The organism is Streptomyces sp. NPDC002499 (assembly GCF_053595415.1).
This window is the reverse complement of sequence record NZ_JBSFXO010000001.1, coordinates 697,413-719,094: the sequence shown is the minus strand read 5'-3', so window position 1 is coordinate 719,094 and position 21,682 is coordinate 697,413. Positions and strand designations below refer to the sequence as shown.

At 70.7% G+C, this 21,682-nt stretch carries 14 protein-coding genes; 8 read left to right on the top strand and 6 right to left on the bottom strand.

Going from position 1 to position 21,682, the window contains the following annotated elements; genetic code table 11:
- The first annotated feature begins 127 nt into the window (after positions 1–127).
- From ACWD5F_RS03210 to ACWD5F_RS03200, 3 genes are all read left to right on the top strand, one after another.
- On the top strand, positions 128–1,621 hold the full coding sequence (locus ACWD5F_RS03210) for an SCO6880 family protein (protein ID WP_401723475.1): 1,494 nt from the start codon (positions 128–130) through the stop codon (positions 1,619–1,621).
- Between the two features lie 275 nt (positions 1,622–1,896).
- Entirely contained in the window at positions 1,897–3,423 is a 1,527-nt protein-coding gene (locus ACWD5F_RS03205; RefSeq protein WP_451251025.1) for an ATP/GTP-binding protein, read from the top strand.
- Positions 3,411–5,234, top strand: coding sequence for a type IV secretory system conjugative DNA transfer family protein (locus ACWD5F_RS03200; RefSeq protein ID WP_451250521.1), 1,824 nt, complete (start codon positions 3,411–3,413; stop codon positions 5,232–5,234). Before ACWD5F_RS03205 ends, ACWD5F_RS03200 begins: the two co-directional genes overlap by 13 nt.
- Here the strand turns inward: ACWD5F_RS03200 and ACWD5F_RS03195 are convergent.
- Positions 5,131–6,321, bottom strand: a complete 1,191-nt coding sequence (locus tag ACWD5F_RS03195) for a DUF418 domain-containing protein (RefSeq protein ID WP_451250519.1) — start codon at positions 6,319–6,321, stop codon at positions 5,131–5,133. The genes ACWD5F_RS03200 and ACWD5F_RS03195 overlap by 104 nt on opposite strands.
- 44 nt (positions 6,322–6,365) lie before the next feature.
- Complete coding sequence (locus ACWD5F_RS03190; RefSeq protein WP_451250517.1) at positions 6,366–6,758, bottom strand: hypothetical protein; 393 nt, start codon at positions 6,756–6,758, stop codon at positions 6,366–6,368.
- Positions 6,759–6,937: 179 nt separating this feature from the next.
- Between ACWD5F_RS03190 and ACWD5F_RS03185 the strand changes: the two genes are divergently transcribed.
- Positions 6,938–7,972, top strand: coding sequence for an NlpC/P60 family protein (locus ACWD5F_RS03185; protein WP_451250515.1), 1,035 nt, complete (start codon positions 6,938–6,940; stop codon positions 7,970–7,972).
- Positions 7,973–8,071: 99 nt separating this feature from the next.
- Here the strand turns inward: ACWD5F_RS03185 and ACWD5F_RS03180 are convergent, their stop codons facing one another.
- The 3 genes from ACWD5F_RS03180 to ACWD5F_RS03170 all read right to left on the bottom strand — a co-directional run bounded on the left by ACWD5F_RS03180 (position 8,072) and on the right by ACWD5F_RS03170 (position 10,460).
- A complete protein-coding gene (locus ACWD5F_RS03180) occupies positions 8,072–8,719 on the bottom strand; it encodes a hypothetical protein (RefSeq protein WP_451250513.1) in 648 nt (215 codons plus the stop codon).
- A 39-nt stretch (positions 8,720–8,758) separates the two neighbouring features.
- Positions 8,759–9,898 carry a hypothetical protein gene (locus ACWD5F_RS03175; RefSeq protein ID WP_451250512.1) on the bottom strand — a complete coding sequence of 380 codons (1,140 nt, stop codon included), beginning with the start codon at positions 9,896–9,898 and terminating at the stop codon, positions 8,759–8,761.
- Between the two features lie 130 nt (positions 9,899–10,028).
- Complete coding sequence (locus ACWD5F_RS03170) at positions 10,029–10,460, bottom strand: DUF4913 domain-containing protein (RefSeq protein ID WP_451250510.1); 432 nt, start codon at positions 10,458–10,460, stop codon at positions 10,029–10,031.
- 1,649 nt (positions 10,461–12,109) lie between these two features.
- On the opposite strand from ACWD5F_RS03170, the gene ACWD5F_RS03165 reads away from it, so the two are divergent.
- A complete protein-coding gene (locus ACWD5F_RS03165; protein WP_451250508.1) occupies positions 12,110–13,684 on the top strand; it encodes a glycosyl hydrolase in 1,575 nt (524 codons plus the stop codon).
- 110 nt (positions 13,685–13,794) lie between these two features.
- Here the strand turns inward: ACWD5F_RS03165 and ACWD5F_RS03160 are convergent, their stop codons facing one another.
- On the bottom strand, positions 13,795–16,713 hold the full coding sequence (locus tag ACWD5F_RS03160) for a BTAD domain-containing putative transcriptional regulator (RefSeq protein WP_451250506.1): 2,919 nt from the start codon (positions 16,711–16,713) through the stop codon (positions 13,795–13,797).
- A gap of 191 nt (positions 16,714–16,904) precedes the next feature.
- Between ACWD5F_RS03160 and ACWD5F_RS03155 the strand changes: the two genes are divergently transcribed.
- The 3 genes from ACWD5F_RS03155 to ACWD5F_RS03145 all read left to right on the top strand — a co-directional run bounded on the left by ACWD5F_RS03155 (position 16,905) and on the right by ACWD5F_RS03145 (position 21,667).
- Positions 16,905–18,446, top strand: a complete 1,542-nt coding sequence (locus ACWD5F_RS03155; RefSeq protein ID WP_451250504.1) for a hypothetical protein — start codon at positions 16,905–16,907, stop codon at positions 18,444–18,446.
- A gap of 167 nt (positions 18,447–18,613) precedes the next feature.
- The gene (locus tag ACWD5F_RS03150) at positions 18,614–20,116 is read left to right on the top strand and encodes an acyl-CoA synthetase (RefSeq protein ID WP_451250503.1); all 1,503 of its coding nucleotides are present in this window, start codon (positions 18,614–18,616) and stop codon (positions 20,114–20,116) included.
- Between the two features lie 99 nt (positions 20,117–20,215).
- On the top strand, positions 20,216–21,667 hold the full coding sequence (locus ACWD5F_RS03145) for a metallophosphoesterase (protein ID WP_451250501.1): 1,452 nt from the start codon (positions 20,216–20,218) through the stop codon (positions 21,665–21,667).
- Positions 21,668–21,682: the final 15 nt, after the last annotated feature.

Sequence of the window (21,682 nt, the reverse complement as noted above, 5' to 3'; positions counted from 1 at the left end):
CTCCGCCAGGTGTCGCCTCCCCTGTCGAACCGCCGCCGGGCGCCCTTTCCCCAGGGCGCCCGGCGGTCTCCCCATCGGCCCCAACTCACGGCGTAACAGCGTCACTTCACGAAAGGAAACCGGTCACATGTCCACGGAAGCCGTCTCCCATCCGACCTACGGGAACTGGCGCAGGCCGAGGCGCGCGGGGCTCGGACCGCTCGGACTCCTCGGCACCTTCGTGATCTTCGGCGGCCTCGTCGCCACCCTGCTGGCGTCCCTGATCTCGCTGTACGCGGCGATCATCGTGTTCGTACCGGTCGTCCTGTTCCTCATCCCGCTCGCCATCCGCACCCAGGACGGCCGCAACGTCTACCAGCTCTTCGCCCTGCGCGTCGGCTGGTGGCGCCGGAAGGCCGCGGGAGCGCACCTCTACGTCTCGGGCCCGCTGTCCGCGCGGCCCGGCGGCCGGTTCCGTCCGCCGGGACTGCTCAACAAGGTCACCGCGAGCGAGGGCCGGGACGCCTACGACCGGCCCTTCGGGATCCTGCACCACCCGCAGCGCGACCTGTACACGATCGTCCTGGGCTGTGACCCCGACGGCGGTTCGCTGATCGATCCGGACCAGGTCGACGTCTGGGTCGCGCTGTGGGGCGAGTGGCTGGCCCGGCTCTCCCACGAACCCGGCCTCAAGGGCGCCACCGTGATCGTGGAGACGGCCCCCGACCCCGGCACCCGGCTCGCCCACGAGGTGCTGCCCCGCATCCACCCGAACGCGCCGGCCGCGGCCCGCGCCGTGATGGAGGAGGTCGTCGACCGCTACCCGAGCGCCTCCTCCGAGATGCATACCTACGTCACCCTCACCTACGGCAACCCGGCGGGCCAGAAGCGCAGGAAGGAGGACGTGATGACCGAACTGGCCATCCGTATCCCCGGCCTGCTCAGCGGTCTCGTCGCGGCCGGCGGCGGCGCCGCCTACCCGCTGTCGGCCGAGCGGATCGCCGAGGTCGTCCGGGTCGCCTACGACCCCGCCGTCGCCGCCGATGTCCTCAACGCCCGTGCCCTGGAGGGCGGAACGGGCCTGGAGTGGGACGACGCCGGTCCCGCCGCCGCCGTGGAGACGGTGAACGCCTACCAGCACGACTCGGGTGTCTCCCGCACCTGGATGCTGACCCTGGCACCCCGCGGCACCGTCCGCTCCTCGGTCCTGCGCGGCATGCTGGAGGCCGCCCCCGGCACCCGGCGCAAGCGGGTCGCCCTGGTCTACCGGGCCATCGACCCCGCCACCTCGGCCCGTATCGTCGAGGCCGACCGGCGCAGCGCCCAGTTCATGGCCACGTCCGGCAAGGGCATGGTCCAGGCGCGCGCGGCCTCCGAGGTGCGGGCGGCCGAACAGACCGCCGCCGAGGAGGCGTCCGGCGCCGGACTCGTGGAGTTCTCCCTGATGCTGACGGTCACCGTCGACAACCTGGAGGAACTCGCCGACGCCAGCGTCACCGTACGCAATCTGACCGCGGCGTCCCGGGTGCTGATGCGCCCCGCCGACCGGATGCAGGCGGCCGCGTTCAGCTGCACCCTGCCCGCCGGAATCCTTCCGTGGGAACAGACCCTCGTCCCGCACGAACTGCAGGAGGCGCTGTGAGCCGCCGAAGCGAGGAGAAGCTGGCCGAGCGAGCGGACCGGCTGGCCGAGGAAGCGGCGCTCCGGGACCTCGCCGACGGTGGGTCGGGGCTGGTCGGCCTGGACGGATTCGGCGCCCGGGCCGCCGCGAAGAAGTCCGCCAAGGCCAAGGCCGGGTCCGGCGCCGAGCGCGGCGGCAGGGAGAAGGGCCCCGCCAAGCCCCGGGAGCTGTACATCCCGGCCCGCGGCTGGCAGGGGGCCGGCGGTGGCCGCGTCGGTTACATGGACCCGCCCACCATGTGGCGCGCCACCACGGTGCAGGCCTGCGGCATGTGGCCGTTCGCCGCCGGTTCGGGCTCGCCCATGACCGGAGTGCCGCTGGGACAGCATCTGTCCACCGGCGCCACGGTCTGCGGCGACCCGCTGAACTGGTTCACCCGGGCCCGCTACATCTCCAACCCCTCCCTGTTCATGCTCGGCATGCCCGGCCTGGGCAAGTCGACCCTCATCAACAGGATGCTGATCGGGCTCGCCGCGACCGGTGTCGTCCCGCTGGTCCTCGGCGACCTCAAGCCCGACTACGCCGACACCGTCCGCGCGCTCGGCGGCCAGGTCATCTCCATCGGCCGCGGCCGGGGCGGCATCAACGTCCTGGACCCGGGTGCCATGGGGGAGGCCGCCGCGAAGATCGGCGGCGAGGCCGGCGAGGTGCTGAAGGCGGAGGCCCACGGCCGGGTGCTGAACATGGTCGCCGCCCTCATCACCATCGTGCGCGGCCGGCCCATGGACGACCACGAGCAGTCCGTGCTCTCCGCCGTCCTGCACCACCTTCGCCAACGCACCATGCCCGGCCGCCCGGTGCTGCTGCCCGACGTGCTGCGGGTCCTCACCGAGGGCCCCGACCGGGTCCGCGCGGTCACCCTCGACCGCGGCGACGACGCCCGCTACCGGGACGCCGTGGACCCGCTGCACCGCTCCCTGCTCGGCATCCTCGACGGCCCGCTCGGCGACACCTTCGCCTCCGAGACGTCCACCCGGATCGACGCGAACGCACCCGCCGTGTGCATCGACATCTCCGGCATCGGGGAGGCCGACACCCAGCTCACCGCCGCCGCGATGCTCGCCGCCTGGTCCGACGGCCTCGGCACGGTCGCTGCCTCGCACGCCCTCGCGGACGCCGGACTGGCGCCCCGGCGCTGGTTCTTCACCGTCCTCGACGAGCTGTGGCGCCCGCTGCGCGCGGCCTCCGGCATCGTCGACCGCATCGACGCGCTCACCCGTCTCAACCGCTCCCTCGGCCTCGGCGACGCGAAGATCACCCACACCCTCAAGGACGCCGAGGCCCTCGGCACCGACGCCGACCGCGCCAAGGCGCGCGGCTTCGTCGAGCGCGCCGGCATGGTCGTCTGCGCCGGACTGCCGAAGACCGAGATGGAGGACCTCGGCAAGGTCGTCGGACTCTCCCGCCGCGAGATCGACCTCGTGTCGTCCTGGTCCTCGCCGCCCGGCTGGGGCGTGCGGGGCGAGGACGAGGAACCCCCGGGCCGTGGTCGCTTCCTCATCAAGGTCGGTGGCCGCCCCGGCATCCCGATCAAGGTCGCCATCACCGACGCCGAGCGCGAGCTGCACAACACCAACACCCGCTGGACGACCAACGAGGCGGCCATCGAGCAGGCCGCCGCCCGCACCGCCCAGGAGGTCGCAAGGCTCTCCCAGGACGGGCCGCTGCCCCTGGCCTTCCCGGGCGATCCGACCCCCCTCTCGCTCCCCGCCGACCCGGGCTTTCCCGCCGGAGAAGAGTCGGTCAGGGGGTGGACGGCGTGAGCGGACCCCGCAGCACCGACCTCGGCGACCAGACGCAGTGGGCCGTCGCCGCGCTGGCCGCCTTCGGCACCCTCGCCTTCACCGTCGTCTGGGCCGGCGGCACCTTCGGCGCCGGCCTCTCGGGCGCCGGCTGGGACGCCCCGCCGTTCGCCATGTCCACCGTCTCCACCCTGGTCTCCGACGGACCGACCGCGCTGTGGCCGGGCACCCAGGCCGCCGTGCTCTACGCGGGCATGCTCGGCATGCTGGCGCTCATCGCCGTGCCCACCGCCCTCGCCGTCAACTTCTTCATGGACCGCGGCAAGGCACCCAAGGGCCTCGCGGGGAAGCGCGAACTTGCCGCCATGTGCCCCAAGGGCATCGAAGCCCGCGCCCGCGAACTGCGCCCCACCCTCAAGGGCCGCGAGGAACTCCACCCCGACGAGACCGGCAACCTCCTCGGCGACCTCGACCCCAAGGGCCCCGAACTGCGCAGCAGTTACGAGGACGTGGAGCTCGACCTGATGGCGCCGCGCGCCGGCAAGTCCACCGGCATCGCCGTGCCCCGGGTGCTGCGCGCCCAGGGCGCGGTCCTGCTGACCTCCAACAAGTCCGACGTGTACGCCGTCACCCGCGCCCAGCGCGAAAAGGCGGGCACGGTATGGACGTTCGACCCGCAGGGCATCGCCCACGCCCCGCGCTCCATGTGGTGGAACATCCTCGGCGAGTGCCACACCATCGAGGGCGCCCGCCGGATGGCCGGTCACTTCGTGGCGTCCGTCAACGACGACACCGCGAAGAAGGACTTCTGGATCTCGGCCGCCCAGAACACCCTGACCGCGCTCTTCCTGGCGGCCGCCCGCGGCCGGGCTCCGCTGTCCGAGCTGCTGGCCTGGCTCTCCGACCCCGCCGACCGCACCCCGATCGACCTGCTCCGCGAGGTCGGACTGGTCGCGATGGCCGAGCAGTTGCAGGGCACGGTGCGTGGCGCGGTGGAGACCCGGGACGGCATCTACGAGACCGCCCGCCAGACCGCGTCCTGCCTCCTCGACCCGGAGATCCTCGCCTGGGTCACACCCGATCCCGAACTCCCGGAATTCCGCCCGAACGAGCACGTCCTGGGCACCGACACCCTCTACCTGCTGTCCAAGGACGGTGGCGGTTCGGCGGCCGGCGTCATCGCGGGTCTCGCCGACGCGACGATGCGGGCGGGTGTCGTGGCCGCCGAGCGGATGGGCGGCCGGCTCGACCCGCCGCTGACCGCGGTCCTCGACGAGGCGGCCAACGTGTGCCGCATCTCCGATCTCCCCGACCTGTACTCCCACTTCGGCTCGCGCGGCATCAACGTCGTGACCCTGCTTCAGAGTTACCGCCAGGGCGCCCGCGTGTGGGGCGACGTCGGTATGGACGCGCTGTGGAGCGCGGCGACCGTCAAACTCCTCGGCGCCGGTCTGGACGACGCCGACTTCGTGCAGAAGATCTCCACTCTCGTCGGCCAGCACGACGTGAAGACCCCGAGCATCTCCCGCAGCAAGGACGGCACCTCGCGCTCCTACTCCTACCGTCAGGAGTCCGTCCTGCCGCCCGACCGGATCCGCGCCCTCCCCAAGGGCACCGCCCTGCTCCTCGCCACCGGCGTCAAGCCGGCCCTCATCCGGCTGCGCCCCTGGTACAAGGAGCCCGGCGCCGCGGAGATCTCGGCGGCCGCGAAGGCGGAGACGGCGGCCATCACGGAACGCGCAGCGGCTCGTCCCCTGCCGGGTCCGGGCCTGACCCTCGAGAAGGAGAACGTCGTGGACCTGGAGAGTTACCGGGACGCCGCCCGAGCGTGACGGTCCGCAGCACCAGCTCGGCCGGCGCGTACCGCACCCGCCCCATGAGCCATACGCCCAGGGCGAGTTGGGCGCCGTACAGCACCGGACACCAGGCGAGGACGACGGCGGTGCCGACCCGGTCGTAGAGACCGAAGCCGTAACCGGTGAAGACGAGCGCGAGGACCAGTGACTGGGAGAGGTACTGGGTGAGGGCCATGCGCCCGGAGGCGGCCAGCACCCGCGCCGCCGCCGGGCGCACAGCGGTCAGCAGCAGGAGCAGGCCGCAGGCGTACGACGCCGTGAGCGCGGGCGCGGTCAGCAGCGACACCGCGTGTCCGACCAGGAACCAGCGGCTGTCCAGCGGTCCGTTCGCGCAGCACGCGGTGACCACACCGCCGGCCAGGCCGACCGGCAGCCACCTGACGACGACATCCCTGAGCCACTTCCGGTCCCGGCCGCGCCGCTCCACCAGGCCCGCCTTGGCCGCCGCGAGGCCGGCCAGGAACGCGGCCAGCATGTCGGGGGTGTACAGCAGGTTCGCGCCCAGGGCCGTCGGCAGCTCGTGCAGACGTGCCCCGACCACCGACAGGAATCCGCCGCGATACGCGGCCACACTGTGCGCGACCTCAGGGGCGTACTGCCCCGGGGTGACCGGTCGCGTGAAGGCGACGGTCAGCAGCCCGTACCCGAGCAGCAGCAGCGCGAGGCCCACCACCAGACAGACCGCCACCCGCAGCGCGGCCCGCGGACTCAGCCCGCGCAGGCCGTACAGGACCAGCCCCAGGGCGGCGTACGTCATCAGGATGTCGCCGCTGAAGAGCAGCACCGCGTGCGCGAGCCCGAGGCCGAACAGCCCTGCCGTACGCCGGAGATGGCGTCCGGCGGACCCCCCGCCCGGCTGCCCCGCGGAGCGCTCCTGGAGGACGAAGCTGTAGCCGAAGAGGAACGAGAACAGCTGATAGAGGGTGGTGGTCGCGGTCACCGCCCAGGCGGCACCCCGGTCGACGCCGGAGGCATGAGGACCGCCGCCGAACGCGGTGTAAGGACTCGCCATCAGCTGGGCGTTGACGAGCAGGATGCCGAACAGGGCGAATCCACGGAGCACGTCGACGTCCTGGACCCGCCGGGGACCGACCGCCTCGCACCCGCTCACCGCGTCAGCCGGGTTCCGCAGACGAACACCACGGTCGACATCAGGAACCATCCGAACGCCGGCGACAGCAGATACCGGGGGGTCCAGAGCCGGGCCGCCGTGGGCCGGTTGCGCGGATAGCACACGGGCACCGTCCCGCCGACCTGCGGCAGCCCGCGCAGCGTGCCGTACGTGCCGGTGTCGACGACGACGGGCCGCCCCAGGTGGTCGGTGAACATCACCAGCCCGGTCCGCCGCCGGTCGCCCGCGACGCGCGGGATCACCGTGCCCGTCACGAGCACTCCCCGCACCCACAGCCGCGCCACGGTCAGCAACTGCCGTACGGCGAGAAGGAGAAACCCGAGACCCACCCCCGTGCACAGGGTGAGCAGCAGCAACTTGGCGTCCATACGGTCCCCTTCACCGGCCGTCCTACCTCTTCGCGCACAACGTCTCCCGCGCGCCGCGGGTTCAGGCCCGAGCCCCGCCACCGGTGCACGCCGTCACCTCTTCACTGAACCGCCGTACGGGTGGCGCCCGTTGTGCGTACGCATCCTCACCAATGCGTACGAAGGGAGCTTCGGCCCAGATGAGACGGCCCCTGCGCACACACGGCTACCGGGCGGCGACAGCCGTCGCCCTGGCCTGCGCCCTGACGGCGGCGAGCCAACAGGGCGCCCGAGCCGACCCTCAGACCCTCACCGAGGTACAGAACACACTGGAGAGCCTGTACCACCAGGCGGAGGTGGCGACCGACAAGTACAACGCGGCCGACGGCAAGGTGAAGGCACAGAAGCGGCGCGTCGGTTCACTCACCTCCCAGGTCCGCACGACCGAGGCGAAACTGACCCGCCTCAACTCCCTGGCCGGAGCGACGGCCAGGGCCCAGTACCGCGGCGGTGGCGTGCCCGCCGAGCTCCAGTTCGCGCTGGCCAGCGACCCCGGTCGGGCCCTGGACAACGCGGGACTGGCGCTCCAGGCCCAACAGAACACACAGAACCTGCTGACCGAACTGAAGACGACGAAGTCGGCCCTGCGCACCCGCACGGACGAGGCGGCGGCGGAACTGAAGCGGTTGCGGGCGAGCCTTCGCGCGATGGCGACGCAGCGCAGGACGATCGAGCGCCACATCGCCGAGGCGAAGGCGTTGGAGTCCTCGCTGGCCGCGAAGGAGCGGGCTCGCCTCGCCGACCTGGAGAAGAAGGAGGCCGAACAGGCCCAGGCGAGGTGGGAGAGCACGGGCGTTCTCAAGAAGGTCGGCACCGACGCGACGACCGCCGGCCGGAAGGCCATCGCATTCGCCGCCCAGCAGATCGGCAAGCCCTACGTCTGGGGCGCCGAGGGGCCCGACTCCTACGACTGCTCCGGCCTCACGAGCCAGGCGTGGCTGGCGGCGGGCGTCACGATCCCCCGCACGTCGGAAATGCAGTGGGCCCAGCTGAAGCACGTCCCCATCGAGGACATGCGACCCGGAGACCTGATCATCTACTTCTCCGACGCGAGCCATGTGGCGATCTACGCCGGGGGAGGGAACATCATCTCGGCGCCGCGGCCGGGGCGATACGTGTACGAGTCGCCGGCGGCTTCGATGGAGATTCTGGGGGTGGTGCGGCCGGACGCGTGAGCCGGCGGTGCGCGTGTCCTGGGTGTGCGTCGCCTGAGGGCAAGGCCGAGCGCCCTGTCCACCTGGGTGGTGGACAGGGCGCTCGGGCTGTGGTGTGGACTACTTCACCACTACTTTCGGATGGGCGGAGGCCAAGTGGGGCGACGCCGGGGGACTGGGCTTGTCGCCGGCCTCAGCCAAGGTGCCGAGGGACGACTGGAACTTTCCCGCCTGTGCCATGGCCGCGCGCTTCTGATTCACCGCCGTGTTGGGGTTGAACGGCCGGTCGAACTCGTTGAGCGCGTCCTTCCCTCTTCTCTCGACATGACGTCGCGCGGCCTCATGACTGATCAGCCGGAGGTTGGGCCGGTCGTCGCTGTACGTGTTGGTGAATTCGGCGAGGCTGTTGGTGGGCTTCCATTTGCCCCCACTGCCTTCGACCGAGAACACCTGGTCCTGGAAGCTCTCCGGGCTGGGCACGCGCCGTGACACAGCCCCGGGTTTCTGCGAGTCGCCGATCAGGCGTTGGGTGTACACGTACATGTCCCGCGGAGCGTTCCTGGCCATGTCTCTGGCCTGTTGCTCCGTCAGTCGGCTCGCCTCGCTCGGGTTCGGTGCGCTCGGCCCCCCGTCGGAACGGTGCGGATGCCACTGGTTGTCGATCAGAGACCGGAACTCCCAGCTCGTGGCATCGGAGTGCCGCCACAGGCTGGTGGCGGTGCCCAACTCCTGCATGTCCATCTCGTGGGCCCAATAGGTGTATGCCATCCGGCTCCTCCTTCCTTCACTTGCTCCGATGCGGCTCGGTCAGCGCCCTACAGGCGCCGGGCCCGGTGCCGCGGCGTGGTGGTTGGCGGGCACCGCCGGGGGTGTGTGCACGGGAATTTCGCCCGGCGCGCTGTTCGTGCGAGTGACCGCGGGCCTGTTCGCCGCATCGATCGCCTGCTCGTAGAGCGACTGGTTGCTGTTCCTCCGCTGCAGAGGCTGCTGGCTCTGGAGGGCTTCCATGGCGTACAGAATCCGCTGCACCTGGGCCAGCGCTTCCGGCTTCGGCTCCGGAATGGACGCGGGACCGTCCACCACCTTGCCGACCGGCAACGACCGCGTCAGCGTGTCCAGGCGATCCAGATGGTCCGGTACGACATCGGTGCGGCCCTGGTACATCGAGGCCATCACGTAGTCGGTCGCCCGCACGTAGTCCTTGGCCTCGGCACCGTACTTCTTCTCCAGCATGCCTGAGCGCTGGAGTTCGTAGGGCAGATGCAGTTTGTCCTTGACCTTGAGGTTGCCCGGGGTGTGCATCTGGAACTCGCAGGGGGCGCCCAGCCCGTTGGGCTGCATCTCAAGGGTCGTCACCGGGATGGGGGGCTCGACGTCGGTGGGGTCCTTCTCATGCGCCGCGATCTTGTTCGCGGTGTCCCGAACGAGGCTGTCGTTCTGGAAGGCGCGCACCTCCGGGTCCGTGGCGGCGACCGGGACGGACGGCTTGATCACGGCGTTGCTGCCCTTGTAGACGGGGTGGCGCCAGGTGTGGTTGAACTTGATGAACTCCGCGTTCTGGGCGGTCAGATGGCCGACGGCGCCCTCGGCCGCCTCCGTGTAGTTCGCGGGCTCGGTGGCCGACGAGTAGCGGTGCAGGTCCTTGACGTCGGCGAGGACGTCTTCGACCACGTTCTCGTAGTCGGGGAGTTGACTCGCGACCTTTCGCCGCAGAGAGTCCAGACCCTTGAGGGAGTGCTCGATCGGGCCCTCGCCCGTGTCTCCCACGAGCACCATGCCGAGATGCGCGTTGGCGGCGGCGACGTCGCGCATCATCGCGTCGTAGGCCGGCCGACGCTCCACCCCGGCCTGATGAAACAACTTCACTGCGGTGTTCTGTTCGGGGGTCAGGCTCAGAGATACCTCGGTGCCTTCTCCCTGCCAGCTTCCGTCGGGCTTTTCACCCATGGTGCGTACCTCCGGAATTCTCGGTGTGCGAACCGGAATTGTTCGTGCTTCCGCGAGAACTCAACGGGACGGAGGGGGAGAGGGTTCAACGGCCTCGGAGGAGATCTTGGTGAATTCCTCGACGCCGACGTCAGAAGCCGTAGTCATCCGCCGTCGGGGCCTCCTTGGCCCGATGGTTGCCCTTCTTGCAGCCGGCGAACGGACCGGAAGGGTCGCGAAGCGAGGCCATCACGTGGCCCAGGCAGTCGCGATGCCAGTTGAGCGGGCCGCTGAGCGCGGAACCGGGGCCCGTCAGGTCCTGCCAGGACATCCACAGGGCGTGCAACTGCGCGACCGCTTCCGGGTGTTCCCACCAGCGGGAACACCACGGGGCGGAGGACGTGGTCTCCCTGCCGTAGACCGGCAGCAGCAAGTACCGTACCCAGTCGACAAGGCCCTGCAGTGCGTCGTCGTATGCGGAGCCCTCCAGATAGAGGATGAACTCCGCCTTCTTCTCCGGTTCGGCCTTCTTCTCCGGTGCGGGACTCGTCGTCGGTTCGGTATTCACTGTTGTCGCGGTCACTTCTCGATCCTTTCGGGATATTCCCCGGGTCATCGAAGACGCGGGGACGGATTCGCTGGCCGAGGTGGAATAGACTGCGCCGGAGAGACCGAGCGGGGTGTGGAACTGGCGCTGCTGCCGAGCGCCGGAGAAGGCGAATCCACCCTCCCCCGTTGCTCCCTGAGATAGCTGGCGGCGTTCCGCATCACCGCTTGGGAAGAAGGCGACTCCCGGCCGTTGGCCGCCAGGTTTCCCTCCGCCGCGGCGCTGAGAGGCCAGTGGGCTTCCTCTTCCGAAGGCGGCCCGTGGTGGGCGGAGTCCTCGGTGTAATTCACCGTGGACCGCATGTCGTCCTGCGTCTCCGCCCTGAACACATCCAGCGGCTCAGGGTGTTGGGGACCACCTCGGAACGTCGCGAACGTCACGGGTTCCGCCAGCGGACTTTCCCGCATCTCAGGTGAGCCCGGCTGTGAGGACTCCTGCCTACGAGACGGTTCCACAGGTGGACGTTCCCACCTGCTCCGCGTGTCCGGAGGCGGCGGCCGGTGGGTCCGGGGCGCGGGCTGGTTCTCCGGTGCGGTCCGGTTGAGCAGCTCCTCAAGTACCGGGATCCGGTTGTTCTTGTACGCCCTCTGCAGCCCGGTGTCGTTCGATATCAGCTCCAGCATCTCGTGCGTGACCTTCTGAAGGTCGTCGACGGAGAGCTGGTTCATGTGGTGCTGCGCGGGCGTGAGAGCCGGCAACAGTGGAACGGTGTCGCTGGACGGGAGAGCGGCCTCGTCGGACATCTCTGATGCGCGGCCCCCGCCACCTCCTCCGCTTCCACCACCGTACGAGGGGGCCGCTCGCTCTTCGGAGCCGCGCCCCGTCAGCCGTCGCCACAGTTGCGCGAGGGCGTCCGACAGATCGCGCGTGCTCGACGTCGCCCGGAGATCGTCGCCGATCAGATCTCGTGCCAGAGACCTCCAGGGTGAGTCCCGCGGGGATGTGGGAGGCGACTTGGTCAACCGCCTGCGCTGCCGGGGGAGCGGGTTGGTGTTGGCCACGGCGCCCCTTTCGCTTCGCTGCTCTCATCGCTTCTCTCGTGGGCGGACCGCACGGAAGTGTGCGCGCAGACGGTGCAACGGGCCTCCAGGACGCATGGTTCAACCTCACGGGCGGACGGCGCGGGGCCGGCGCACGGCCCGGGGTGCCTCGCCCTCCGTGGTTCCGGCTGACGAAGGTGCAACGGAACTGAACCTTCCGGCACACGCGCCCCGTTGTGCCGCACAACCCGGCGTCGGTGCCCAGCCGACAGATCACCGCCGGGCGGACGGGGAGGTACGGACATGACCATCGCTCGCACGTGGCGGCTCGCGTCACAGGGGCTGCTGGAGCGCCGCCGGAACCTGGGCGGCGAGGGCGTCCGCCCCCGTCAGGACGCGCCCCGACCGGCGGGGCGACCGACCGGCGCCCCATGGAGCTCCGACACACCGCTGCCCGCGGGTCTGCCACCGTTGCCGGCGGGCTTCGAACCGGCGGCGCCGACGAGCCGGCCCCGGCAACGGGGACCGGAAACCGGGACCGGATCCGGTCGACGCGATGGCCTCGGGGTACCGCACCCCACGCCACCGAACTAGCCATCGCCCCAAGGGGAATTCCGCGTGCAAGCCGATGGAAAGGCACCCCCTATGCGGAGACGCACATCATTCCTCCTGGCCTTGCTCCTGGTCGTCGTCGGAGTCACCGGCACCGCCATAGGAATCCAGGTCCACCACTCCGACACCCAGAACATCAACGAAACAACGGCAGCCGACGTCGCCGACCACACCGTCACCTTCCAGAACAACACCAGCAGCCACATCTGGATCGGCAGCACGGTCAACGCGGACGGCTCCGCCGCCCTCACCGGCCTGCCGGTCCTGGGCCCCGGCCAGTCCGCCACCGTCACCATCCCGGAGCACGAGGGCGCCGGTCACTGGCGCGGCAAGTTCTTCGCCCGCGAAGGCTGCACCGGTGACGACGGCAGCACCTTCCACTGCGCCGTCGGCGACTGCGGACCCTACGTCGACCACTGCTCCCTCGGTGAACAGCCCACCGGACTCGCCGAGTTCAACTTCGACCCGGCCGACACCCTGGCCCCCTGGTACGACGTCAGCTACGTCAACGCCGTCTCGGTACCGGTCACCATCACCCCCGACGACGTGACCCCGCCCGCGAGCGGCGAGTGCGCGGTGGCCGGCTGTGTGCGGGACTTCCTGTCCTCCTGTCCGGCCGAGGACGTGACCAAGGACCCGGTCACCGGACGGCCGCTCGTCTGCACCAACCCGAACCGGGACGCGAAGACCCCGTACAGCGACATGGTCAACGAGAAGTGCCCGACGGCGTACGCCTGGTCGAAGCAGGACGCCGAGCCGGGCAACAAGGTCATGTACCAGTGCACCAGGTGCAGCGGTCTGACCGTCGCCTTCGGAACCGGCACCACCGCCCCGGCCGACGCCGCCACCGCCCAGCCCGCGCCTGTCACCACTGCCGCCCCGGGCCGCAAGGGCGTCAGCCTCAACCCCGTCGACGGTGCCTCCCAGGCGCTCGCCGCCTCGGGCGCCTCCTGGTACCTCAACTGGGCCTCCTCCACCGGCGCGGTCACCAAGCCGGACGGCGTCGACTACGTCCCGATGATCTGGGGCCCCGGCTCCGTCACCGACGCCGAACTGAGCGCCGCGACGCAGGGCGGCACCAAGGAACTGCTCGGCTTCAACGAACCCGACAACGGCAAGCAGTCGAACATGACGCCCGAGCAGGCCCTCGACCTGTGGCCCCGGCTGGAAGCCACCGGCCTGCGCCTGGGCGCACCCGCGGTCGCCGGCGGCGGCAACCTGGACGGCGGCTGGCTGGACCGCTTCATGAAGGGAGCCGCCGACCGCAACCTGCGCGTCGACTTCATCCCGCTGCACTGGTACGGCTCCGACTTCGGCCCGGACGCGGCCAACCAGCTGCGCGGCTATCTGCAAGCAGTCCGGGACCGCTACCACAAGCCGGTCTGGCTGACCGAGTACGGCCTGATCGACTTCTCCCAGCGCACTCCCCGCTATCCCAGCGAGCGGGAACAGATCGACTTCATCAAGTCGTCGACTCGGATGCTGGACAGCCTGAGCTTCGTGGAGCGCTATGCGTGGTTCACGCTGTCCACGCAGACCAGCCCGACCGGCCTCTACGACGGTACGACCGCCAATGCCAGCGGCCGTGCGTACCACGACGCGAGTTGAACGGGGAGTTGAACCGTCCTGGCCTCCCACCCGTTGTACGGGTGCAGCCTGGCCGTGTCCCCGCTCCCCCCTGGGGGCACGGCCAGGTCGTGACCGATCGGAGGCCCGGGTCAGGCGGCGCTCTTCGACGCCGCGGTCCGCGCTTCGGCGTCCGGTGGAGCGTCCGCCGGACTGCCCAGGCGCTCGCGGATCTTCGCGGCGTCCCGATGGTCGAACTCCTCGAAGATGGCCAGTGCCTGCCGCCAGCTGTCGTGGGCGGCCTCCGGCTCGTCGGCGGCCAGTTGGACGTCACCGAGGTTGCCCAGGGTGTGGCCCTCTCCCCACCGGTTGCCGACGTCCCGGTGTGTCTTGAGGGCCTGGTGGTAGTACTTGACGGCCTCGTCGTAGCGACGGAGGCCGCGATGAGCCGTACCGAGGATGTCGAGGGTGACGCCTTCGACCCAGGCGTTGCCGCTGGCGCGCAGGACGGTCAACGCCTCCTCCAAGCAGCCGACGGCCTCGTCGAATCTGCCCTGCCGCTGGTACACGTCGCCCAGGTTGCACAGGCAGATTCCCATCCCCCAGGGGCTGCCGATGATCCGTTCGACGGCCAGCCCACGGCGGACGTACTCCGCGGCCTTGTCGAGCTGGCCGCACTGGAGATAGGCGTCGCCCAGATTGGTCACGGCCGACACCCTGCCGTCCGCGTCACCGAGCTCTCGGTGGGCGACCATCGCCCGGCGGAAGTGGTCGATGGCCTCGTCGAACCGACCCGAACCGCGCAGCGCGGCGGCCAGATCCGCGTAGCCCTGAGCCCGGCCCCGGCGGTCGCCGTCGGCACTGGCGGCGGCCAGGCCCGCCCGCGCGGTGTCGACCCAGTCGTGCGTATGGCTGCGGAGGTAGAAGAACCCCCACAGCACGGCAGGCAGTCGCCACGCGATACCCGGCCGCCCGGACCCCGCCGCCTGGTGGACCGCGGCGACCAGGTTGGCCCGCTCGGTCTCGCACCAGTCCAGGGCCTGGTCGTGCGTCGTGAACTCCAGGGGCCTGCACAGGTCCGGCAGCGGTTCGAGCGGGATCCGGCGACGCTGCGGGGTGATGTGCGGGTAGGCGGCGTCCGCGGTGTGCAGATACCAGGCGAGCAGCCGCCCCACGGCACGCTCCCGCTCCAGGGGCGTCTCCTCGGCGTGGACGCGTTCGGCGGCGTAGACACGCAGCAGGTCGTGCAGGGTGTAGCGGCCCGGGAAGTGTTCGGTGAGCAGATGAGCGCGGGTGAGCTCGACGAGCAGTGCGCGGACGTCCCGCAGCGGGAGCCCGGCGAGGGCCGCGGCGGCCGGTGCGGAGATGTCAGGTCCGGAGTGCAGGCCCAGCAGGCGGAACAGGCACGCGGCGGGATCCGACACCGCTTTGTACGACCAGGAGAAGACCGCCCGTACGTCGGTGGTGATGTCGTCGCCGGAGGCGAAGGCGTCGAGGCTGCCGTGGCTGTCACGCAGTTCTCCGGCGATGGCACTGAGCGGGAAGCCGGGGTGGGCGACGGCATGGGCGGCGACGATGGCCAGCGCCAGCGGCAGCCGGGCGCACCGGGTGATGATCTCGTCCGTCGCCTGAGGTTCCGCCGCCGGCCGGTCCGTGCCGAGCCGGCGGGCCAGGAGGTCGTGTGCCTCGGCGGGCGTCAGCTGGTCCAGAAGAAGCGGATGAGCCCCTTCGCCGGCGACCAGGCCGGTGAGCCGGTTGCGGCTGGTGACGATGACCAGGCTGCCGGAGGAGCCGGGCAGCAGGGGGCGGACCTGGTCGGTGTCACGGGCGTTGTCGAGCAGGATCAGCATCCGCCGCTGGGCGAGCATGCTGCGATAGAGAGCAGTCTGGGCATCGAGGCCGGCGGGAATCCGCATCGGGGGGACGCCGAGTGCGCCGAGGAGAGTGCGGATGGCCTCGTCCGGCGTCACCAGGGAGCCGGTCGGATCGAAGCCGCGCAGATTGAGGTAGAGCTGTCCGTCGGGGAAGCGGTCCACCATCTCGTGCGCCCAGTGCACGGCCAGGGTGGTCTTGCCGATACCGGCCATACCGCCGATCGCGCTGATCACCACGGTGGCCGGAGGGCCGTCCTGCTCGGACAACAGGGCGCGGGCCCGGTCGAGTTCGGCGTGTCGACCGACGAACGTCGGCAGATCGGCGGGCAGTTGTGCCGGGCGGGCCGCCGGTAAGAGAGGGGGTGGGGCGGGGGGCACCGGAGGGGCCGGCGGCACCGGCCGCCCCGGCGGGAGGGCGTCCAGGGACGCGTCGGCCGCCAGAATGCGGTCGTGCAGGTTCTGCAGCGGCGTACCGGGTTCGATGCCCAGCTCGGCCACCAGGGTGCTCCGCGTACTGCGGTAGGCCGCCAGTGCCTCGGCCTGCCTCCCGGACCGGTAGAGCGCCAGCATGAGCAGCCGGCACAGCTGCTCCCGCAGCGGGTACTGACCCGTCAACGCGATCAGTTCGGCGACCACTTCGCTGTGGCGTCCGCGTTCTACCTCGATGTCCAGCCAGGTCTCCAGCGCGACCAGTCGCACCTCGTTCAACCGGGAGCCCTCGGACTCGGCCAGCGGGCCGGGGAGACCGGCCAGCGCCGCGCCCTGCCATCCGTCGAGCGCCGCGCGCAGCAGTTCGGCGGCTTCGGACAGTTCCCCGGCGGCGTGCAGCTTCCTCGCCTCCGTGACCCGTTGCTCGAACACGCTGAGATCCAGGCCGTCCTCCGGCAGACGGATCAGGTACCCGTCCCCGACCGACACCACCACACTCCCGGTCCCGGCCGCCTCCCGCCCTGACTCGATCGCCTTGCGCAGGCGCGACACATAGGTCCGAAGCACCGACACGGCAGCCGCGGGCTGTTCCTCGCCCCAGACCGCGTCGAGGAGTTCGGCGAGTGCGACGGCGCGTCCCCGCCGCAACAGCAGCGCTGCCAGGACGGCCCGCTGCTGTGGCGAACCAAGGTCCAGTTCCTCTTCACCGCGCCAGGCCCGGACCGGCCCCAGGACGGCGAAACACACGGAAGTCTCGTAGCCGTTCATCCCCGGACTGTACTCAACATCCCCTCCACAGATGCCGCCTGACGAAATGTCACCTCTTGGTCGGATCGTCACTATTCGCTCGTCCGAGGGATTGAACCATTCCCGTACGGGCGCCCGTTGCGCTACCCGGGGACCGCCACACCGTTCCCGATCGGGGCCGTTCGGCCGGGACGCGTCAGAAAGGAAGAGCCATGAGCCGGGGTGAAGAGGAAGAGACGGACGAACCGGTCACGGGGAACGACCACGCCGTGCCGGAGGAACCACCGGATCCCAGCAGGCCGGAATCCGCCAGGGGCTCGTCCGGGCCGGGGCCACGCCACGCGGTGGTCATCTCCGGAGACGGCTCGGCCGCCATCGACGGAGAACCCGTACCGGTCGCGGACGGAGAGTCGGTCGACGCCGCGATCCTCGACAGACTCCAGGGATACGCACGTGACTTGAACGCCAGTGTGACGGCGACCATCTCCGACCCCTCCGCGGGCTACGTGGCGTTCGTCGAGGTCGCCCCGGACGGTTCGAGCAGCCTTCTGGAGCAACAGGAGCAGCAGGATGCGCCGCCCGAGTCCGCCCGAGTCGATGTAGGTACGGCGCCGTTCGGACCCGCAGCGGTATCCGATCCTGCTGAAGCTGAAGCTGAAGCTGAAGCCGACGGCAACGAGGACGAAGCCGAAGCCGAAGCCGACGAAGCCGAAGATCCCGATGGCGCCGACTCCGCCGACAGCAACGAAGACGACGAAGGCTTCTACGCCGAGGCGTACACGCGTGAGCACCAGCGGCGACCCCCCGCGCCACCCCCGCCCGTCGTTCGCCTCGGTCCGATGGTCGCCCCGAGGAACGGAACGCGTCAGTCGGACGACGAGTACAAGTCGCCCGGTCTGCTCTACAAACCCCTGGTCGTGGGACCGGTGGCCTTGGGCGTGGCCGCCCTGGTCGTCGTTCCGCTGGTGATCCTGGGCAGCAGTGCACCGGACGACTCGGGGCGCCAGAAGCAAGCGGGCCGTTCGAGCAGCGAGACAGGGACTCCTCTGGCCGAGGACACGGAATCGGACACCTCCTCGGCCGTGAGCACACCGCCCAGTGCGACAACCGCCTCACCGTCGGCCAAGCCGAAAGCCTCGGGGAGTGCGAAGGCCCCGAAGAAGGGAGGAGGAGTGGGAGGAGCCGGAGGAGCCGGAGGCGTGAGTGGGGTCACCGTCACCGTGACCGCGAGGCCCCCGCGGGCCACCGTGACCGCGAAGCCCGCGCAGGACACCGCCGCCACGGCGGTGAACCGGCTCCACCGGAGCGACCCGTCCGGGCGGCACATCTGCTACCGCGCGTACCTCTCCGGGCAGGGCTGGCAGAAGCCCGTGTGTGACGGCACACTCGCCGGAACGACGAGCGGGACCCATCCGATCAAGGCCCTCAACATCGCGGTGTACGGAGGAGCCGGCTCGGCCGCCAACGCCTTCGTCCACGATGCCAGGTCGACCAGCGGCCAGGGCAAATGGAAACCACGGTGGACGGCCATCGTCGGCGACGGCAAGAACAACTACATCGGCAGTACGAAGTCGGGCGCCCCCTACATGACGGGCTTCGCCATCAACATCGGCAGCGGCCAGCTCTGCCGGTCGACCAAGGTCCACGGCTACGACTGGGGCAGTGCGGACTGTACCGAGCCACGCCCCGGCTACATCTTCGGGGGCGCCCTGGAGAACACGCGCTGGCTTGAGGCCGTCAAGCTCTGGGTGTGATGCGGTGAGCGGGCGTTCCGGTGGGTTGGTACTTGCCGTACTCGGTGTACCGGATGACGGCGGACAGACCGCCGTTCGAGGAAGGAGTGGTTGAGCGTAACGACGGGTGGAGGTCCGGACCCCTGGGCGCTTGACCTGCCTCGGCGACGGACCGAGGATCATGAGTCATGACGCAGGGACAGGGCAGCACGGTTGACGGGGTGCTGCGACGCAGCGCCCGGCGCACTCCGGCGAGGGTCGCGATCGAGTACGGCGACCGCACATGGACGTACGAGGAACTCGACGACGCCGTCTCCCGCGCGGCGAGCGTCCTGCTCGGCGAGGGCCTCGCGCCCGGCGACCGGGTCGGCGCCTACGGCCACAACTCGGACGCCTACGCGATCGCCTTCCTGGCCTGCGCCCGCGCGGGCCTCGTGCACGTGCCCGTCAACCAGAACCTGACGGGCGACGACCTCGCCTACCTCGTCGGCCAGTCCGGCAGCACCCTCGTCCTGGCCGACCCCGATCTGACGGGACGGCTCCCCGACGACGTTCGCACCCTGCCCCTGCGCGACGCCGAGGACTCGCTGCTGGCACGGCTGGCGGACGCCCCCGCGTACGACGGTCCCGAGCCGCGCACCGAGGACCTGGTGCAGCTGCTCTACACCTCGGGGACCACGGCCCTGCCCAAGGGCGCGATGATGACGCACCGCTCCCTGGTCCACGAGTACCTCAGCGCGATCACCGCCCTGGACCTCAGCGCCGGAGACCGCCCCGCGCACTCCCTGCCGCTCTACCACTCGGCGCAGATGCACGTCTTCCTGCTGCCCTACCTGGCCGTCGGCGCCACCAACGTCATCCTCGACGCCCCCGACGGCGACCGGCTCTTCGACCTGATCGAAGCCGACCGCGTGGACAGCCTGTTCGCCCCGCCGACGGTCTGGATCGGCCTCGCCAACCGCCCCGATTTCGAGACCCGCGACCTGTCCGGACTGCGCAAGGCGTATTACGGCGCCTCGATCATGCCGGTGCCGGTCCTGGAGCGGCTGCGCGAGCGGCTCCCGAAGCTCGGCTTCTACAACTGCTTCGGGCAGAGCGAGATCGGTCCGCTGTCCATGGTCCTGGCGCCCGCCGAGCACAAGGGCCGCATGGACTCCTGCGGCCGGCCCGTGCTGTTCGTCGACGCGCGCGTGGTCGACGAGGACGGCAAGGACGTCCCCGACGGCACCTCCGGCGAGATCGTCTACCGCTCCCCGCAGTTGTGCGACGGCTACTGGGACAAGCCCGAGGAGACGGCCGCCGCCTTCCGCGACGGCTGGTTCCACTCCGGCGACCTGGCGGTCCGGGACGCGCACGGCTACTACACGATCGTCGACCGCGTGAAGGACGTGATCAACTCCGGTGGCGTACTGGTCGCTTCACGCCAGGTCGAGGACGCTCTGTACACGCACGACTCCGTCGCCGAGGTCGCCGTCGTGGGCCTGCCCGACGAGCGGTGGATCGAGGCCGTCACCGCCGTCGTCGTCCCGCGCGGCGAGGTCTCCGAGGCCGAACTGATCGAGCACGCGCGCGAGAAGCTCCCGCACTTCAAGGCGCCGAAGCGGGTGCTGTTCGTGACCGAACTGCCACGCAACGCCAGCGGGAAGATCCTCAAGCGGGAGCTGCGGGACCGGTTCACCGACCAGTCCTGAGGCCACAACCAGCCCTGACGTCACAAAGTGCCGTATGTCATACCTGGCACCGTCGCCCTTACCACAGCGTTCGTTCATCGCATGCGGGCACACTGAGGTATGCGCTGCTGTCTCCCCGTCCCCCTCGCCGCCCTCCCCGGTCCCTGCGAAGTGTTCCGCTCCGGCGCCCTGATCGCCCCCGCCCTGCTCAAGGCGATCGCGGCAGCCGTGCACATCCCCCGCCCCCGCCGCTCGCACCACATCGCCGCCATCCACCTCGAACTCGTCACGCTGGCCGAGGATCATGCCGTCATCACCTGGCACACCGGTGTCCCCGACGGCCGCGGCCGGCTGCTCCCCGTCGTCACCGAGGGCGAGGTCGTGTACGGCACCCACCCGGGCCGCCTGACCCGCGTCGCCGGCTCGGACCGGCCCACGGCCCACCACCACGTCGAGCTGACCGGCCTGGAGCCGGGGCAGACGTACTACTACCAGGCCCGCTCCCGTGGCGTGACCGCCACACCCACCCCCCTGCACCTGGTCCGCGGCAACGCGGTCGGCACCTCGCTGCACGGACTCGGCTCGCACGGCGGCCCGTACTCCTTCACCACCCCGCAGCCCCCGTCCGGCCGGCACGTGATGTCGATCGCCCTCTGCAACGACCTGCACGTCGGCGAGACCACGGCCGGCCTGGTCGCGGGGATGCCCCTGATCCGCGGGATCAGCCAGCCGCTCGGCAGCACGCCCTACCCGGAGGTCATGAGCCACGCACTGGTCGACGAGGCCCGCAGACGCGGCGCCGACCTGCTGCTGGCCGCCGGTGACATCTCGGCCGGTGGCGCCGCGCACGACCTCGCGGCGGCCGGCCGGATCCTGGACCGCTTCGGCGAGCACGGCCGGGACTACTTCGTCGTCCGCGGCAACCACGACCGCCACGGGCGCCTGGAGGCCACCTTCCGGCGCGGAGTCGGCATGGAGGAGGGGCCCGGGTACTTCTCCCACGAGGTCGGCGGTCTGCGGATCGTCGGCCTCGACACCTACGAGAAGCAGGGCAACGGCGGTGACTCGGGAGGGCTCGGCGCCGAGCAACTCGCCTGGCTGCGGCGCCGGTTGCGGGAGAACGGGGACCAGCCCACCGTGGTCTTCGGCCACCACCCGCTGACCGTACGGGACTCCGTCTTCCCGGTGACCGGCGGCCAGCGCATGAACCGCCGCCAGGCCCGCGCGATCGTCGAGGCCTACACCACCGCCCCCGGTGTCTTCCTCCACCACGCCGGCCACACCCACCGCAACAAGCGGACCGTGCTGACGTCCGCCCCGCACGTGACCCAACAGGAGGTCAGCGCCGTCAAGGAGTACCCCGGCGGCTTCTGCCTGCTGCGGATCCACACCGGCGGCTACGCCCTGAACTTCTACAAGGCCCGTGCCGCCGAAGCCCTGGAATGGGGCGAGTTGAGCCGCCGGCTGGCCGGCGGACTGTGGCCGCACCACGCGCTGGGCCGCGCGGTCGCCGACCGCAACAGCGTGACCGCCCACGACCTTTCGGGCCTCCGCGCCCTCGTCCCCTGCTGACCTCCGCCCCTCGTC

Excerpts from the sequence above, each read along its gene's own strand:
- ACWD5F_RS03210 (WP_401723475.1), top strand. The coding sequence starts at position 128 with ATGTCCACGGAAGCCGTCTCCCATCCGACCTACGGGAACTGGCGCAGG.
- ACWD5F_RS03160 (WP_451250506.1), bottom strand. The coding sequence starts at position 16,713 with ATGAACGGCTACGAGACTTCCGTGTGTTTCGCCGTCCTGGGGCCGGTC.
- ACWD5F_RS03155 (WP_451250504.1), top strand. The coding sequence starts at position 16,905 with ATGAGCCGGGGTGAAGAGGAAGAGACGGACGAACCGGTCACGGGGAAC.
- ACWD5F_RS03145 (WP_451250501.1), top strand. The coding sequence starts at position 20,216 with ATGCGCTGCTGTCTCCCCGTCCCCCTCGCCGCCCTCCCCGGTCCCTGC.
- ACWD5F_RS03205 (WP_451251025.1), top strand. The coding sequence starts at position 1,897 with ATGTGGCGCGCCACCACGGTGCAGGCCTGCGGCATGTGGCCGTTCGCC.
- ACWD5F_RS03190 (WP_451250517.1), bottom strand. The coding sequence starts at position 6,758 with ATGGACGCCAAGTTGCTGCTGCTCACCCTGTGCACGGGGGTGGGTCTC.
- ACWD5F_RS03165 (WP_451250508.1), top strand. The coding sequence starts at position 12,110 with ATGCGGAGACGCACATCATTCCTCCTGGCCTTGCTCCTGGTCGTCGTC.
- ACWD5F_RS03175 (WP_451250512.1), bottom strand. The coding sequence starts at position 9,898 with ATGGGTGAAAAGCCCGACGGAAGCTGGCAGGGAGAAGGCACCGAGGTA.
- ACWD5F_RS03180 (WP_451250513.1), bottom strand. The coding sequence starts at position 8,719 with ATGGCATACACCTATTGGGCCCACGAGATGGACATGCAGGAGTTGGGC.
- ACWD5F_RS03150 (WP_451250503.1), top strand. The coding sequence starts at position 18,614 with ATGACGCAGGGACAGGGCAGCACGGTTGACGGGGTGCTGCGACGCAGC.
- ACWD5F_RS03185 (WP_451250515.1), top strand. The coding sequence starts at position 6,938 with ATGAGACGGCCCCTGCGCACACACGGCTACCGGGCGGCGACAGCCGTC.